Genomic DNA, 17,775 nt, shown 5'->3' with positions numbered 1-17,775 from the left:
GCCGACCCCACCGCCGGGGGACGTGGCGGGCGGCCACACGGACCTAGCGTCACCGTCATGACCACGCTCGATCGTCCGCCGCTCGCGCCGTTCACCCCCGCCGTCCCCGCTCGCCGGCTGCACCGCCCCCTGCTCGTCACCACCGCGGCCATGGCGGCCCTGGCGGTGTTCTCCCTGGGCGCCATGGCCTTCGACGACCGCATGCTGCTGGGCGAATCGGTGTGGCTCAAACCGCTCAAGTTCGCCGTCGCCATGGTCCTCTACTGCGGCACCCTGGCCTGGCTGGTGTCGTTCCCGCACCGCGGGCAGCGGCTGACCTGGTGGATGGGCGCCGTCTTCGCCACCACCGCCATCGTGGACGTCGGATTCGTGGTGGTGCAGGCCGCGCGCGGCACCTTCAGCCACTTCAACACCCAGCACGACGCGGTCAACACCATCGGCCAGGGGGTGTTCATGACCGGCGTGCCCGGGCTGTTCCTCGCGAATCTGGTGATCGCGGTGACCCTTTCGTGGCAGCGCGTCACCGACCGGCCCACCTCGCTGGCCATCCGCACGGGCCTGGGCATCGCGGTGTTCGGCATGGCGCTGGGCTACACCATGGGCTTCAGCGGCGAGCAGCAGACCACCGACGCCTACGGGCACCCGGTCCGGCTGGGCGCGGGACACACCTTCGTCAGCGGGCAGCCCGCCGTCCGCGATGGTGTCGAGGGCATGCCGATCACGCACTGGAGCACCGCGGGCGGCGACATGCGGATCGCGCATTTCGCGGGTCTGCACGGCATTCAGCTGCTCATCGTGGCGGCCATCGTGCTGGCCCGCCTCGCCCCTGCGGTGGCATGGCTGCGCACCGACCGCACCCGCACCCGGCTGATCGGGGTGCTGGCGCTCGGTTACACCGCTCTGGTGGCGCTGCTGATGTGGCAGGCGCTGCGCGGGCAGCCGGTGACCCGGCCCGACGGTGAAACCCTCACCGCCCTCGGCCTTGTCGCCGCCGTCACCGCGCTCGGCATCGGCATCGTCTACGCACTGAGCGTGCGCGCCCTGCCCGCCGGCCGCCACGCCGCGGTCAGCGCAGCCGTTCCGCCTCGCGCGTCAACGCCACCAATGTCGCGGTGAGATCGGCGAGTTCGATCATCTCGGCGCCCTCCGCGACCGCTGTGGCCACGTCCTCGGCGGCGCAGCGGGCGGCGAACCAGCGATCGGACAGGTCCGAGACCTCCTGGGCACTGAGCACCACCGAATCCTCGGGAATGCCGGTGCCCTTCACGCTGTTTCGATGTTCGTACGCCCGCTGGCGACACGATTGCCGGCAGTACCGCCGGCGGCGTCCGATCTCCGATTCGGCGATCTCCCGCCCGCACCATTGGCAGCAGGACAGCACGCGTCGAGACATGGTCCGTCACATTAGCGGTTTGCGGCCGCGACCGGGCGGAAGGGCACGCCGCGACGGAGTGGGCGCGCCGGACGAGTAGGATGGCAGGGTTCTCCCACGGGAACCGACACGTGCGCGGCTGCGTTGACAGTAGGTAGCGCAGCTGCAGAAACACTGATGTAGAACATTGCCGACAGGCGAGAAGGGACCGCACTCATGGCAGATCGCGTACTCCGGGGGTCTCGGCTCGGAGCGGTGAGCTACGAGACCGACCGCGACCACGACCTGGCGCCGCGTCGGATGGCGCGGTACCGCACCGACAACGGCGAGGAATTCGACGTTCCCTTCGCCGACGACGCCGAAATCCCGCCGACCTGGCTGTGCCGCAACGGCCAGGAGGGCATCCTGCTCGAGGGCACCACTCAGGAGCCCAAGAAGGTCAAGCCGCCCCGCACCCACTGGGACATGCTGCTGGAGCGTCGCAGCAAGGAGGAGCTCGAAGAGCTCCTGCAGGAGCGCATGGACCTGCTCAAGACCCGCCGCCGCGGCTGAGCACAGCGACAAAACGGGAAGGGCCCCGCACCACACCGGTGCGGGGCCCTTCCCGTGCCTGGGGTCAGCCCGGCGAGCCGTAGTAGGCGGCAAGGAGATTGGCGGCAGGCACTGCCGTGGGTGGCGTCGAAGAGGGAGCGGTCGGCGCGCTGCCCGCGCCGGCTCAGTGGCTGGCCACCTTCCGGTACTGCAGCAGGGCGATCGGCACCGAGATGGCCAGGATGGCCAGCGAACAGTAGACGGAGTATTCGACGCAATGGTCGGCGGGCCAGCCGGTGGCCGGTTTGAACGACGGCGGGGAGCCGTTGTCGAAGAGCTTGCGCCCGGCCGCCGACACCGCGGTGATCGGATTCCACGCGGCGACGGTGCGCAGCGGGCCGGGCAGCGTCTCCCCGGAGATGAATGCCGAGGAGATGAAGGTCAGCGGGAACAGCCAGATGAGACCGGCACTCTGGGCCACCTCGACGCTGGGCGACATGAGCCCGGTGATCGCCCCGACCCACGACATGGCGAACGCGAACAGCAGGATCACCCCGAACGCCAGCACCGCGTCGATGATCGACCCGTTGATCCGCCAGCCGACGACGTACCCGCAGACCACCATGACCGCCAGCGCCAGAATGTTGACCACCAGGTCCGACAGGGTGCGGCCCATCAGCACCGCCAGCCGCGACATGGGCAGCGTGCGCATCCGGTCGATGATGCCCTTGTGCAGGTCGTTGGCCAGGCCGACGGTGGTGAACGCGGCATTGAAAGCGACTGTCTGCGTGAAGATTCCGGCGAGCAGGAACTCCCGGTACTGGCTGCCGCCCAGGGACGCGCCGAAGATGTAGGCGAACAGGAACACGAACATCAGCGGCTGGATGGTGGCCGTCACCAGCAGGGTGGGCACCCGCAGGATGGTCAGCAGGTTGCGGTAGGCCACGATCGCCGAGTCGCGCACCACCCGGGGTAGCAGCATGAGGGGTCCCTCGATGCGGGGGCGGCCCTGTTCCTCCTCGGGTGGCGCGGGAGCTTCCGGTTCGGCGGGGAGGGTCGTCACGACAGGATCTCCTCTTGGACAGACTCGGGGGCGGGGACATCCGGCTTGCGTTCGCCGGGTTTGCCGGTGAGGGAAAGGAATACGTCGTCGAGGGTGGGCCGGTCGACGACGGCGTCGACCACGTGCACCCCGGCATCGTCGAGGCGGCGCAGCGCCTCCACCATGGTGCGGCTGCCGTCGCCGACCACCACGGTGACCGTGTCGGCGCCCTCGTCGAATTCGGCTTCGCCGATGCCCACCTCACCCAGCACCTGCTGTGCGGGGGCGGGATCCTGGCCGGGCGCGAGGGTGACGGCGAGCTTGTCGCCGCCGATGGAGGTCTTCAGTTCGTCGGCCGACCCGCGGGCGATGACCCGCCCGCGGTCGATGACGGTGATCCGGTCGGCGAGGAGGTCGGCCTCCTCCAGGTACTGGGTGGTGAGCAGCACGGTGGTGCCGTCGTCGACCAGTTCGCCGATGACCCGCCACATGTCGAGGCGCCCGCGCGGATCCAGGCCGGTGGTCGGCTCGTCCAGCACGACCACCGGGGGCCGGCACACCAACGCCCCCGCCAGGTCCAGCCGGCGGGCCATACCGCCGGAATAGGTGCCCGCCCGCCGCCCGGCCGCGTGGTCGAGGCCGAGGGCGGTGAGCAGTTCGGTGGCGCGTTCGGCGGCCCGCTTGTGGTTCATGCCGTACAGCCGGGCCACCATGCGCAGGTTCTCGAATCCGGACAGGTTGGCGTCGATGGCCGCGTACTGGCCCGACAGGCCGATCCGGGTGCGAACGCGGGCCGGATGCTTCAGCACGTCCACTCCCGCGACGTGCACCGAGCCCGCGCTCGGGCGTAGCAGGGTGGTGACGATGCGGACCGTGGTGGTCTTGCCCGCGCCGTTGGGCCCGAGCAGGCCCATCACCGTGCCGGACGGGATCTCGAGATCGACACCGTCCAGCACCCGCACCTTGCCGTAATACTTCACCAGCCCTTGGACTTCCACGGCCAGACTCATCGCATACCCTCCCGCCGGGCTCGGATGGCTGCCAGCTGATCCCGCAACACCGGCCCGATGACGGCGAGGGATTCGGGCGTTGTCATGCCGGCGTGCGTGCAGCGCACCAGCTGGTCGTGCACCGTGCCGGTGACGTAGGGCTGCCAGGCCGCGGCACAGCGGTCCGGGTCGGCCCGGTTGATCTCGTCGTCGGCGGCGGTGAAGAACAGCAGATCACCGTCGAAGACGCGGGGCCGGAACCCGTGCGCCTGCGCCGCGCCGTTCTCGTATCCGGTGTAGAGCCGTTCCAGGTGCTCGACGGTGAGCGCCGCGAACGGCCCGGATCGCCCGCGGAGCAGTTCGGCCGCCTCGGTGAGCGTCATGCGCGAATCGATGTCGGCGTCACCGCCGAGCAGGTCGGAACCGAATTCGGCGACCACGGCCGCCACCGACGGCACCGCCTCCTCGAGCCACCGGTCCGACAGCTGGTAGCTGTCCATCATGGCCAGCAACGTGACCTCGTCACCGGCCTCCTGCAGCTGCACGGCTATCTCGTGGGCGATGAGCCCGCCCAGCGACCAGCCCAGCACCTGGTAGGGGCCGGTGGGCTGGACCGACTTCATGTGCGCCACATAGTGTTTCGCGGCCTCGACGATGGTGCGGTGACTGTCCTCCCCGGCCACGTGCGGGGCCTGCAGGCCGTACACGGGCCGCTCCTGCGGCAGATGCGACAGCAGCCCGGCGAAGCACCAGGACAGGCCGATGGCCGGATGCACGCAGAACAGCGGCGGCACACCGGAATCGGCGGCCGGACGCAGCGGCAGCACCGCGCCCAGGGCCGCGGTCAGCGCGGCGCCCGCGTCGCCCTCGGCGGCGGCGAGCCGCCCGGCGATGGCGGCCGGGGTGGATTCGCCGAACATGGCCTGCACCGGCAGGTCGATGCCGCCCGCCCGCAGCTGGGCCACCACCTTGGTGGCCAGCAGGGAGTTGCCGCCGAGTTCGAAGAACCCGTCGTCGGCGCCGACCTGTTCGACGCCCAGCACGTCGGCGAAGGCGGCACACAGTGCCTCCTCCAGCGGGGTGGCGGGGGCCCGGTAGCCCTCGCGGGCCGCGAACACCGGTTCCGGCAACGCCTTCCGGTCGAGCTTGCCGACCGGGGACAGCGGCACCCGGTCCAGCAGCATGATCGACTGCGGGACCATGTAGTTGGGCACCAGCTCGGCCACGTGCTCGGCCAGCTCGGCGGTGGTGGGCGCGGTTCCGGTGCGCGGCTTCACATACGACACCAGCGCGGTGGAGCCGGCCGGGGTGCGGTGCCCGATGGTGGTGGCGAACTCCACCTGCGGGTGCTTGGCCAGCGCCGCGTCGATCTCGCCGAGTTCGATGCGGAAGCCGCGGATCTTGACCTGGTGGTCGGTGCGGCCGACGTACTCCAGATCCCGTGCGCCGCCTTCGCTTTCGAGCCAGCGGACCAGGTCGCCGGTGCGGTACATGCGCTCACCGGGCTTGCCGAACGGGTTGGCCACGAAGCGCTGTGCGGTCAGGCCCGGGCGGCGCAGGTAGCCGCGCGCCAGCGCCGCGCCGGCCAGGTGAAGTTCACCGGTGACCCCGGCCGGGGCCGGGTGCAGGCGCGCGTCGAGCACGGTCGCGCCGACCCCGCGGATGGGCCCGCCGATGCTGATCTGCCCGCCGGGTGTCATGGGGTGCGAGATCACCGTGACGATGGTGGTCTCCGTCGGCCCGTACACGTTGTAGAGCCTGCGGCCCGGGGCCCACCGGCTGACCAGGTCCGGGGGCAGCGCCTCACCGCCGACCAGCACGTGCCGCAGTGCGGTCACGCCGGCCGGATCGACGGTGCCCAGCGCCGAGGTGGTGATGAAGGCGTGGGTGATGCCCTCCTCGATGAACACCTGCCCCAGTTCCTGCCCGCCGACCACACCCTGCGGGCTGATCACCAGGGTGGCGGCCCCGCCGAGAGCGAGCAGCAGGTCCAGCATGGCCGCGTCGAAACTCGGTGTGGCGAAGTGCAGGACCCGGCAATCGGGGCCGACGTCGAAGCGCTGCGCGGTCTCGGCGGCGAAGTTGGACAGGCCGCCGTGGGTGACGACCACGCCCTTGGGGATGCCGGTGGAGCCGGAGGTGTAGATGACGTAGGCCGGGTTGTGCATGCGCAGCGGCACGATCCGTTCGGCGTCGCGGATCGGCGCGTCGGAGGTGGCGAGCACCCGCCGCCGGAACGACGGCGCGTCCAGCATCGTCCAGTTGGCCCCGTCGGGCATGCGCTCCCGATAGCCGGACAGCGTGATGCCCACGGCCGCACCGGAATCCAGCAGCATGTGGCTGATGCGCTGCTCCGGATAGTTCGGGTCGACGGGCACGAACGCGCCACCGGCCTTGGCGATGGCCAGCATCACCGCCACCGATTCGGCCGAACGCGGAATCCCCATGGCGACCAGGGTTTCCGGGCCCACGCCGTAGCCGATGAGCACCCGGGCCAGCCGGTTGGTCCAGCGGTCCAGAGCGTCGTAGGAGATCTGGGTGCCACCCGAGCGGACCGCGATGCCCGACCGGTTGAGGTTGACCGCGGCCTCGAACACCTCCGGGAAGGTGATGGGCAGGCCGGGCTCGGTGCCGCGGACCGGCGCCAGCGCCGACCATTCGGCCGAGTCCAGCACGTCCAGATCGCCCACGGCGGTGGCCGGATGCGTGGCGGCCGCGGCCAGCAGCCGCACGAAACGCTGTGCCAGCCGCTGCGCCGTCACCGCCTCGAACAGGTCGGAGGCATAGTTCACCGACACCGTGATGCCGTCGGGTTCGCGGCGCGGCGTCCAGGATTCGGTGAGGGTGAACTGCAGGTCGAACTTGGCGATGCCCGGGTCGGCGTCGTCGGCCTCGATGCGCATGGCCGGCAGCTCCAGCACCCGCGCGGGCTGGTTCTGCACCGACAGCATGACCTGGAACATCGGGTGATGCGCCTGGGAGCGCACCGGATTCAGCACCTCGACCAGGCGCTCGAACGGCACGTCGGCGTGGGCGAAGGCCTCCAGATCGGTGTCGCGGACCGCGCGCAGCAGGTCGCCGAACGCGGCGCCGCCGTCGATGCGGGTGCGCAGCACCAGGGTGCCGACGAACATGCCTACCAGGCGGTCCAGCGCCGGATGTCCGCGTCCCGCAATGGGTGTGCCGACCGTGATGTCGTCGTCGTGCGTCAGCCGATGCAGCAGTGCGACGAGTGCCGCGTGCAGCACCATGAACATGGTGACGCCGTGTTCGGCTGCCAGCGCCTGCAATTCGCGGTGGGTGAAGGCGTCGAGCTTGCACTCCACCGTGCCGCCCCGGTAGGTCGGCACCGGCGGCCGCGGCCGGTCGGCGGGAACGGAGAGCCGTTCCGGGATGCCGTCGAGGGCGCGCCGCCAGTAGTCGAGCTGGCGGCTGATCACCGAGTCCGGATCGTCCTCGCGGCCCAGCACATCCTGCTGCCACAGCGTGTAATCGGCGTACTGGATGGGCAGTTCGGGCCACTCCGGGGTCTGCTTGCCGGTGTGCGCCCGGTAGGCGGCGGCCACATCGGCGGCCAGCGGCTGCAGCGACCAGCCGTCCATGGCGATGTGGTGCACGACCAACACCAGCACGTGTTCGGTCTTGCTGCCGGCCAGGCGCAGCAGGGCCGCGCGCACCGGCACGCTGGTGGCCAGGTCGAAACCGCCGGCGGTGACGCGGCGGATCTCGCCGGGCACCTCGTCCGCGGCGACCGTCCGCACCGGCAGGCCGACCGCCCCCTCGCCCGGCTCCAGGATCCGCTGGCAGGGTTCGCCGTCGATCTCCGGGAAGACGGTGCGCAGGGTCTCGTGACGGTCCTGTACGGCGTGCAGGGCCGCGCGCAGTGCCGGGATGTCCAGCTCACCGTGCAGGCGCAGGGCGACCGGAACGTTGTAGGCGCCCAGCGCTTCTCCGTGCTCGCCGGCGTTGAACTTCTCCAGGAACCACAGCCGCCGCTGGGCCGCGGAGAGCGGGATCCGCGCGGGCCGGGTGCGCCGGCGCGGTTCCGGCCGCAGATCCGCCGAGGAAGATCCGGCGTCCACGGCCGCGGCGAGTCCGGCCACGGTGGGCGCGGCGAAGACCGACCGCACCTCCAGCCGCACCCCGGTGACGGTGGCCAGCCGGGCCACCAATTGGGTGGCCAGCAGCGAGTTTCCGCCGACCTCGAAGAAGCTGTCGTCCGCGCCCAGGGTCTCGGCGCCGACCAGCTCCCCCATCACCTCGGCGACGAGGCGCTCGGTGTCGGTCTCCGGTTCCCGCGAGACCCCGGCGACGACGGCCGTGGGTTGCGGCAGCGCGCCGCGGTCGAGCTTGCCGACCGGGGTGAGCGGAATGTGGTCGAGCAGGGCGAGGGCGCTGGGCACCATGTGCGCCGGCAGGTGCTCGGCGCAGTGCGCGCGCAGCTCCTCGAGATCGGGTGCGGCGGCGTGGTCCATGGGCAGCACGAACGACACGATGCGGCGTGCGCCCGCGATCTCGCGAACCTCGGTGTGGGAGAAGCGGATTGCGCGGTGGGCGGTGAGCACGCCGTCGATCTCGCCCAGCTCGATACGGAAACCGCGCAGCTTCACCTGGTGGTCGCTGCGGCCCAGGTAGACGATGTCACCGTCGCCGGTCCAGCGCACCACATCGCCGGTGCGGTAGAGGCGCGAGCCCTCCGGGCCGTACGGGTCCGCGACGAACCGGGCGGCGGTGAGATCGAACCGCTCGAAATAGCCGCGCGCACAACCCTGTCCGCCGATGTACAGCTCGCCGGGCACGCCGACCGGGACCGGTCGCAGGCGCTCGTCCAGGACCACGGCGCGGGCGCCACGGACCAGGTTGCCGATGGTGACGGGCTCGCCGACCCGCAGCGGCGAGGAGATGGTGACGACGATGGTGGTCTCCGTCGGGCCGTACACGTTGAACATCAGGCGGCCGGGGGCCCAGCGCGCCACCAGTTCCGGTCCCAGGGCCTCGCCGCCGACCATGATCGCGCGCAGGTGCGGCAGCGGCCAGCGGTCCCGGTCCATGGTCGCCAGCGCGGCCGGGGTCATGAAGGTGTGGCTGACCTGTTCGCGTTCCATGAGCTCGGCCAGTTCGTCGCCGCCGTACACGTCGGGCGGGACGATGACCATGGTCGCGCCCGCGCAGATCGCGAACAGCAGGTCGTAGACGGAGGCGTCGAAGCTCGGGGACGAGAAGTGCATGATCCGCGAGTCCCGGTCGACCCGCGCGCGCTCACGGACCTCGTCGGCGAAATTGGACAGGCCGCCGTGGGTGACGGCCACGCCCTTGGGTTTCCCGGTCGAGCCGGAGGTGTAGATGAGGTACGCCAGATCCGTGGTCCACAGGGTGCCGGTGCGCTCGGCATCGGTGATCGGCCCGTCGTCGAGGATCTCGAGTTCGTCGAGCAGTACGGCGTCGTCGAGCAGCAGCCACTCCACGCTGTCGGCGACGCCGGCGGTGTGGAGCCGGTCGGCGTGCTCGGTCATGCTGACGCCCACCCGGCAGCCGGCGTCGGCGAGCATGTGCTGCACCCGGTCCGCGGGATAGTTGGGGTCCACCGGCACGAACGCCGCACCGCACTTGGTGACGGCCAGCGCCGTCAGCACCGACTCCACCGACCGGGTCAGGCCCAGCGCGACCCGGTCACCCGGGCCCAGGCCGCGGTGGATCAGGGCCCGCGCCAAGCGGTTCGAATACACGTCGGATTCCAGGTAGGTGAGCTCGGTGTCGTCGAGTCGCAGGAACACCCGGTCGGCATGGAGGTGCGCGGTGGCCGCGAAGTAGGCGGCCAGGCTGCACTGCGGCTCCGGCGCGGGGCCCCAGGCCGGGGTGAGCATGTCGTGCTCGAGTTCGGTGCGCGCGTCGATGTCACGCACGCGCATGTGCGCGTCGGTGGTGACGGCGCCGAACACCTTGACCAGGCGCTCGGCCAGGACACCGACCGTCGACTGGTCGAAAAGCTCGGCGGCGTAGACGAATTCGAAGGCCCGCTGGTCCTCGCCCGCGCCGGGCAGCACCCGCAGCTCCAGATCGAACTTGGCCAGCGCGATATCGAGTTCCTCGGCCTGCAGCGACAATCCGGGCAGCCGCAGCGCGGGCACCGGGGTGTCCTGCACGGTCAGCGCGACCTGCAGCAGCGGGCTCGCGCCGTAGCGGCGCTGCCCGGCGTCCGCGGACTGCAGTTCCTCCACGACCCGCTCGTAGGGCACCTCGGCGTGCGCCATGGCGGCCAGTTCGGTGTCGCGGTCGGCCTGCAGCAGTTCGGCGAAGCTGCGGTCGGGGTCCACATCCGAGCGCAGGATCAGCGTGTTGACGAACATGCCGACCAGATCATCGAGACGGGTGTCGGTGCGCCCCGCCACCGGCGTGCCGACGATCACGTCGCGGCCGCCGGTGACCACGCGCAGCAGCACGGCCAGTGTGGAGCGCAACACCATGAACAGGCTGACGCCGTGTGCCCGGGCGACCTCGGCGAGCCTGCGCTGCACGGCTTCGGGCACCTCGAACCGCACCGATCCGGCCCGCTGGGTGGGTTCGGCCGGGCGGGGCCGGTCGTAGGGCAGCGGTAGCTCCCCGGGCAGCTCGGCCAGCGCGGTACGCCAGTAGGCCAGCTGGGTGGCGGCGGCGCTCTCGGCGTCGTCCTCCGTGCCGAGAATCTCGCGCTGCCACAGGCTGAAGTCGGCGTACTGCACCGGCAGCGGCGTCCAGGTCGGCGCCGCGCCGCCGTGGCGGGCGGTGTAGGCGATGGCCAGGTCCCGGGTCAGCGGGCCCAGCGACCAGCCGTCGGCGGCGATGTGGTGCAGCGCGATGCCGAGCAGGTGCCGGCGGGTTCCGGTGCGCAGCAAGGTCATCCGCAGCGGGATCTCGCGGGTCAGGTCGAAGCCGCGGCGCGCCAGCGAGCGCAGGGCGTGGCGCGCGCCGACCTCGTCGGTCTCGACCACGTCCAGCACCGGCAGGCACCGTGCGGTGTCCAGCACAACCTGGTAGGCGCCCTGGGCGTCCTCCGGGAAGACGGTGCGCAGCACCTCGTGCCGCTCCGCCACGTCGGCCAGCGCCGCCCGCAACGCGTCGATGTCCGGATCGCCATCGATCCGCAGCACGAATGCGATGTTGTAAGCGCTGGATTCGGGGGAATATCTGTTGAGGAACCACAGTCGCTGCTGCGGCAACGACAGTGGCACGCGCTCCGGGCGCGGCGTATGCACAGCCAGCGCTACACGCTCGGCCCGGGGCGCTTCCGCCAGCCGTGCGGCCACCCCGGCCACCGTCGGCAGCTCGAAGATGTCGCGCACCGGCAGCTCCACCCCGAACTCGCTGTGCAGGGCCGAGGTCAGGCGGGTGGCCAGCAGCGAGTTGCCGCCGATCTCGAAGAAGTTGTCGTCCGCACCCGGCGTGAGGCCGCCCAGCACACTGCCGAAGACCAGCGCGACCTGTTGCTCCAGTTCGGTTTCCGGGGCGCGGGTGGGCGCGGCGGCCACGAACTCCGGTGCGGGTAGCGCCTTGCGGTCCAGCTTGCCGGTCGGGGAGACCGGTACGGCATCGAGCACGGCGAGCGCGGCGGGCACCATGTAACCCGGCAGCCGTCCGCGCGCGGTCTCGAGCACCGCGGCCGGGTCGATGTCGGTGTCGGCGGTGAGATAGGCCACCAGACGCGGGATTCCGCGCTCGTCGTGGTGAACAACGGTGAGCGCGAAGGTGACTCCGGGATGCGCGGCCAGCACGTGGTCGATCTCGCGCAGTTCGATGCGGAAGCCGCGGATCTTGATCTGGTCGTCGGCCCGGCCCAGGAAGCGCAGCTGTCCCGCCCGGTCGGCGACCACGAGATCGCCGGTGCGGTACATGCGTTCGCCGCGCCGCCCGTGCGGGTTGGCCGGGAATTGCTGCGCGGTCAGGCCGTGCCGGCCCAGGTAGCCGCGGGCCAGGCCCGGACCGGACAGGTACAGCTCGCCCGCCACGCCCGGCGGCACCGGGTGCAGGCGGCCGTCGAGCACGAACAACCGCATACCGCGCACGGGCCCGCCGATCGGCACCGGCTGCCCCGCGAGCATGGGCCCGGTGGCGGTGGCGGCGACGGTGGCCTCGGAGGGGCCGTACATGTTGTGCATGCGCCGCGCCGGGCGGCCGGGCCGGGAATCCGGTGCGGTCCAGACCTCGACGAGGTCCTCGGGGCAGGCCTCGCCGCCGACGATGACGGCCTCCAGCTCCGGTAGGTCGGCGGCGGGCACGGTGGCCAGGGCGGCGGGCGTGACGAAGGCGTGCGTCACGTGCTCCTCGCGCAGGATGCGCGCCAGCTCGGCGCCGCCGAAGACGCCCGCGGGCACCACCACGATGGTGGCCCCGGCCGCGAAACCGAGCAGCAGCTCCAGCACCGACGCATCGAAGCTGGGCGACGAGAAGTGCAGGGTGCGAGCCGAATCGGTGACCTTGAACAGGTGCATCTGCTCGTGCGCCAGCGAGGCGATGCCCGCATTGGTGACCACCACGGCCTTGGGCTTGCCGGTGGAACCGGAGGTGTAGATCAGGTAGGCCGGGCCGCCGATGCGCAGCGGGTGGTGCCGGTCCGCGTCGGTGACCGGGGTGTCGGGGAACTGCGCGCACTCCTGCGTGAGCTGCTCGGAGCCGAGCAGCAGCCAGTCGACGTAGCTCTTGCGGTGGCGGCCCCGATTGCCGGGCCAGGTGGTCGGCATGTTCTCGCGCCGTTCGGCATTGGTGAGGCCGAGCATGGCGCCGGAATCGGCGAGCATGTGGGCGATGCGGTCGGCCGGATAGTCGGGGTCGACGGGCACGTACGCGGCACCGGTCTTGGCCACCGCCCACACCGCGAGGATGCTCTCCAGGCTGCGCGGCAGCGCGATCGCCACCACCACCTCCGGGCCCGCGCCGTGCTCGATCAGCACCCGCGCCAGGCGGTTCGAGCGTTCGTCGAGCTCCCGGTAGGTGGTGTCGACGCCGAGGTAGCGGACCGCGACCGCGTCCGGCACCCGCTCGGCGGTGTCGCTGAGCAGCCGGGCCAGGGTGATGCTGGGCACGGCGGGGGAACCGACGATGGGCACCAGCTTCGCGATCTCCCGGACGTCCAGCAGCGGCAGGTCGCCGACCGGGGTGGACGGGTCGGCGACCGCGGCGGCCAGGAGCGCGCCGAAGCGCCGCGCGATGGCCTCCACCGTGACCCGGTCGAAAACGTCGGCGGCATAACCGAATTCGGCGGTGAATCCGGCGTCCTCGGCGGGGATGCCGGCGGGTTCCTGGACGGTCAGCTGCAGATCGAACTTGGCGATGTCGGTGGCCAGGGGCACCACCTCGGTCTCCACGCCGGGCAGGTCGACATCCAACTCGGGGTTGCTGTCGTAGGACAGCATCACCTGGAACAGGGGGTGGCGGGCGGCGGAGCGCTCGGGATTGACCACCTCGACGAGCCGCTCGAACGGCACGTCGGCATTGGCGAAGGCATTGAGGTCGGTTTCACGGACCTCGGCGAGCATGCGGTCGAAGCCGGCGGCCGGGTCCACCCGGGTGCGCAGCACGAGGGTGTTGACGAACATGCCGACCAGATCGTCGAGCGCCGGATCGCTGCGCCCGGCGATCGGCGTGCCGATCACGATGTCGGTGGTGTTGCACAGGCGCGCGAGCACCGCGGCCAGCGCGGCGTGCAGGACCATGAAGGTGCTGACCCCGCGTGCGGCGGCAACGCCGGCGAGGGCCCGGCGGGTCTGCGCGGAGATGTCGAACTCGACGGTGCCGCCGGCGGTGCTGCGGTGCCGCGGGCGGGGGCGGTCCAGCGGCAGGTCCAGCTGGTCGGGCAGGTCGGCGAGCGCGGCGCGCCAGAAGGCGAGCTGCCGGGCGAGGGCGCTGGCCGGGTCGGCCTCGTCGCCGAGCAGTTCCCGTTGCCACAGTGCGAAATCCGCGTACTGCACCGGCAGCGGCGTCCATCGCGGCGCCGCGCCCCGGGCGCGGGCCGCGACCGCGGTGATGATGTCGCGGCTCAGCGGGGCGGTGGACCAGCCGTCGCCGCTGATGTGGTGCAGCACCACCAGGAACAGGTGGGTGTCGGGCCCGATGGCGTACAGCGCCACCCGGACCGGGGCCTGGCTGCGCAGATCGAAGCCGTACCCGGCGAATTCGCTCGCCAGCGCGACCGCGTCCTCGCCGGTGGCGTCGATGGGGTCGAGGGTGAGCGGGATCTCCGAGGCCGGGTGCACCAGCTGGCAGGGCCCGTCGGGGGTGTCGGGGAAGGTGGTGCGCAGGCTCTCGTGCCGTTCCAGCACATCCACCAGGCCGGCCCGCAGCGCCGGAATATCCAGGGGCCCGGTCAGTTTCACCGCGAAGGCCATGTTGTAGGCCGCCGCGTGCTCGGCGAACCGGTTGAGGATCCACAGCCGCTGCTGGGCCAGCGACAGCGGAAGCTGTTGCGGCCGTTGCCCGGCCACCAGTTTCGGGGAGGTGTTCTCCGGCTCCTCGGCCGAGAGCCGGGTGGCCAGCGCGGTGACGGTGGACGTCTCGAACAGATCGCGGATGGTGAGCGACGCGCCGAGGGCCGCGTTCACGCGCGCGACCGCCCGGGCGGCGGTCAGCGAGTTGCCGCCCAGGTCGAAGAAGCTGTCCTCGACGTCGAATTCGTCGGTGCCGAGCACCTCGGCGAAGATGCCGGTGAGCTGGTGTTCCATGGCGGTGCGCGGGGCGGCGACGGGCCGGGCCGGGCGGCGGGCGCCCGCATCGGGTCCGGGCAGCGCCTTGCGGTCCACCTTGCCGTTGGCGCTGAGCGGTAGTTCGTCCAGCACCATGAGATACGACGGCACCATGTAGCTGGGCAGGGTCCGGCGCAACGTGGCGGTGAGGTCGGACGCGTCGAGGTCGCCGACGCCGGGGGCGGCCACGACGTAGGCGATGAGCTCGTCCCCGCTACGGCCGCGGCGGGCCACGCACACGGCGCGCGCGACGCGGGCGTCGGCCAGCAGGACGGCCTCGATCTCGCCGAGTTCGATGCGCAGGCCGCGCACCTTGATCTGGAAGTCGCTGCGCCCCAGGTATTCCAGGACGCCGGCGGTGCCGGTGCCACGCCAGCGCACCAGGTCACCGGTGCGGTACATGCGGGCACCGGGGGTGAACGGGTTGGCCACGAAACGGTCGGCCGTGAGGGCGCCACGGCCCACATAGCCCCGGGCCAGCTGCACGCCGGCCAGGTAGAGCTCGCCCACGACGCCCGGGGCGACCGGCTGGAGCCGGGCGTCGAGCACATAGGTGCGGGTGTTCCAGGTGGGCGAGCCGATCGGGACGTCGGTGCTGCCCGGAGTGCAGTGCCAGGCGGTGACGTCGACGGCGGCCTCGGTCGGGCCGTACAGGTTGTGTAGCTGCGGCGCATCGGGGCCGCTGCCGAGAGCGGCGTGGAAATCGGCGACGGTGGCGGCGGGCAGCGCCTCACCCGAGCAGAACACCCGCGACAGTCCGGTGCAGCCCCGCACATCGGTGTCGGTGAGGAACACCGACAGCATGGACGGCACGAAATGCGCTGTGGTGACTCCCTTCTCGGCGATGATGCGGGCCAGATACGCGGGATCGCGGTGCCCGTCGGGGGCGGCGATGACCAGGCGGGCCCCGATCTGCAAGGGCCAGAAGAACTCCCACACCGAGACGTCGAAGGTGGCGGGGGTCTTCTGCAGCACCACGTCGGAGGAGTCGAGCGGGTAGGCATCCTGCATCCAGCGCAGCCGGTTCACGATGGCGGCGTGGGTGACGCCGACGCCCTTGGGCGTGCCGGTGGAACCGGAGGTGAAGATGACGTACGCGAGGTGGTCGGAACGCAGCGGCGCGGTCCGATCGGTATCGGTGACCGGGCGGCCCGGGTGCCGCCACACATCCGCGCTGTCGATGTCGAATCGCGGTGCGGTGCCGGGCAGGTCGAGCCTGTCGCGCGACGCGGTGAGCACGCACAGCGGCCGGGCCTGGTCGAGGATGGCCCCGATGCGGTCGGCCGGGTGGTCCGGGTCGATGGGCAGGTAGGCGGCGCCCGCCTTGACGATGGCGTACATGCCGACCAGCAGGTCGAGGCTGCGCCGGACGGCCAGGCCGACCAGGGTGTCGGGTCCCGCGCCGCGCGCGATGAGTTCGCGGGCCAGCCGGTTGGTGCGCTCGTCGAAGGCGGCGTAGGTGAGGGTCTCGCCCTCGAACTCGAGCGCGACCTGATCGGCGGAGGCGGCGGCCCGGTCGGCGAACAGCCCGGCCAGGGTGCCCTCCTGGCGGGCCACCTGGGTCGAATTCCATTCGTGCAGCACGCGTTCGCGTTCCGGATCGGTGAGTACCGCCATGTCGGCGACCGGTGTCTCCGGGTCGGCGGACACGAAGCGGGCCAGGTAATCCAGCAGCCGGGCGTGGTGCGCGGCTAGTTCGGCATCGCTGTAGAGGCGCGGGTTGGCCTCGAAGTCGATGTGGATGCGATCGCCGAGACCGTTGTACAGGTTGATCGACAGGTCCTCGACCGGGCCGGTGGACAGCACGTTGATGGCACCCATCAGGCTGCCGAACTTCAGCTCGCTGTGGAAGAGCATGAGGTTGACCATGGGGCCGAAGAAGCCGCGGGCGTCGCGCGAATAGCCACAGTCCCGGCGGATGTCGTCGCTGCGATAGCGCTGGTGGCGCAGGGCGCCGGTGATCTGCAGCTCGACCGCGCGCACGGTGTCGGCGACGGTGTGGGTGTCGGTGAACTGCACGCGGATGGGCACCACGTTCGAGACCACACCGCTGGAGCGGCGCAGCGCCACGGTGGTGCGCGCGGACACCGGCAGGCTCAGCACCACGTCCTGGGTGCCGGTGACGGCCCGCACGTATCCGGCCAGGGCGGCCACGAACAGCGCGGAGCTGTTGGAGCCGAACGCGGTCGCGGCGGCCTCGACGGCGGCCTGGGCGTCATCGGCGAGCACGCCGGTCGCGCTGCGGCGGCCGGCGTCGGACACCGCGGGCAGCATTCCGTTGCTGGACAGGGTGATCGGCTCGCCGGCGCCGTCGAGCTGCTGGCGCCAGTAGTCGCTGTCGGTGACGAAGCGGCTGGTCTCCCGGTAGCGGTTCTCGTCGGAGTAGATGCTGGCCAGCGGGGTGGCCCGGGAGTCCGCCGGCTCGTCGTGGGCTTCGAGGGCCGTATAGATCTCCGCGGCGCGGGTGGTGGCGTTCATGGCGCCGTAGCCGTCGATGACGATGTGGTGGCCGCGGCTGTACCAGATCCAGTCCGAGTCGCCGACCCTCAGCACCACATTGGTGGTGAGCGGATCGCGTTCGATGTCGATGGGCGAGCTGGCGTGCTCGTTCATCCAGGCGAGGGCCGCGGCGCGCGGGTCGGTCTCGGCCCGCAGGTCGTAGCGGGCCCAGCCGGGCCGCCGGTGGTAGTCCACCAGCTGGTGCGGCACCCCGTCGATCTCGAGCAGGCGCACGTGGCCGACTTGGCTCTCGGCGCCGTAGCGCTCGATGGCGTACAGCAGGCGGCCGACGTCAAGGTCGCCGTGAATCTCGACGTATTGCGCGATGGTGAGGGGGATATCGGGCCGGATGCGCTGGGCGTACCAGAGAGCCGACTGCGCGGGAGAGAGCGTGAAAGGTTGAGCCGAGAATTCACCCGAAGAACATTGGTCGACACGGTCGGTGGCCAATGAACTCATCAAAAAACTCCGTTCTGCCGCTGTAGACGCAACTCCCCGAGCCCCGAAAATCGATCACGGTCCGCCCCGATGGCCCGGCGATCGCGCGCATGCGCGAGCCGTAGGACGTGATCCACGTCCTATGATTCGGAGCATCCCGCCGAGCGGATCGGTGGTGATCTCGAGTTGTCC

Annotated in this window: 6 protein-coding genes; 2 read left to right on the top strand and 4 right to left on the bottom strand. The window is 71.3% G+C overall.

From position 1 onward, the window contains the following. Positions 1–57: 57 nt before the first annotated feature. On the top strand, positions 58–1,116 hold the full coding sequence (locus tag ACFXIV_RS14670) for a hypothetical protein (RefSeq protein WP_379396509.1): 1,059 nt from the start codon (positions 58–60) through the stop codon (positions 1,114–1,116). Here ACFXIV_RS14670 and ACFXIV_RS14665 read toward each other — a convergent pair. After that, positions 1,067–1,393, bottom strand: a complete 327-nt coding sequence (locus tag ACFXIV_RS14665; protein WP_040857932.1) for a hypothetical protein — start codon at positions 1,391–1,393, stop codon at positions 1,067–1,069. The two genes, ACFXIV_RS14670 and ACFXIV_RS14665, sit on opposite strands and share 50 nt — an antisense overlap. 195 nt (positions 1,394–1,588) lie before the next feature. Between ACFXIV_RS14665 and ACFXIV_RS14660 the strand changes: the two genes are divergently transcribed. Beyond that, positions 1,589–1,924 (top strand): RNA polymerase-binding protein RbpA, encoded by a 336-nt coding sequence (locus ACFXIV_RS14660; RefSeq protein ID WP_379396508.1) that lies wholly within the window; start codon positions 1,589–1,591, stop codon positions 1,922–1,924. 163 nt (positions 1,925–2,087) lie between these two features. On the opposite strand, the gene ACFXIV_RS14655 is transcribed toward ACFXIV_RS14660, so the two are convergent. From ACFXIV_RS14655 to ACFXIV_RS14645, 3 genes are all read right to left on the bottom strand, one after another. Beyond that, positions 2,088–2,870 (bottom strand): ABC transporter permease, encoded by a 783-nt coding sequence (locus ACFXIV_RS14655; RefSeq protein WP_379381389.1) that lies wholly within the window; start codon positions 2,868–2,870, stop codon positions 2,088–2,090. 92 nt (positions 2,871–2,962) lie between these two features. Next, a complete protein-coding gene (locus ACFXIV_RS14650; protein WP_379396506.1) occupies positions 2,963–3,955 on the bottom strand; it encodes an ATP-binding cassette domain-containing protein in 993 nt (330 codons plus the stop codon). Next, complete coding sequence (locus tag ACFXIV_RS14645; protein ID WP_379396505.1) at positions 3,952–17,604, bottom strand: amino acid adenylation domain-containing protein; 13,653 nt, start codon at positions 17,602–17,604, stop codon at positions 3,952–3,954. Before ACFXIV_RS14645 ends, ACFXIV_RS14650 begins: the two co-directional genes overlap by 4 nt. Positions 17,605–17,775 lie beyond the last annotated feature (171 nt).

It is taken from the genome of Nocardia sp. NPDC059236 (assembly GCF_042754085.1).
Classification (GTDB): Bacteria; Actinomycetota; Actinomycetes; order Mycobacteriales; family Mycobacteriaceae; genus Nocardia.
This window is presented reverse-complemented; position numbering and strand designations above follow the sequence as displayed.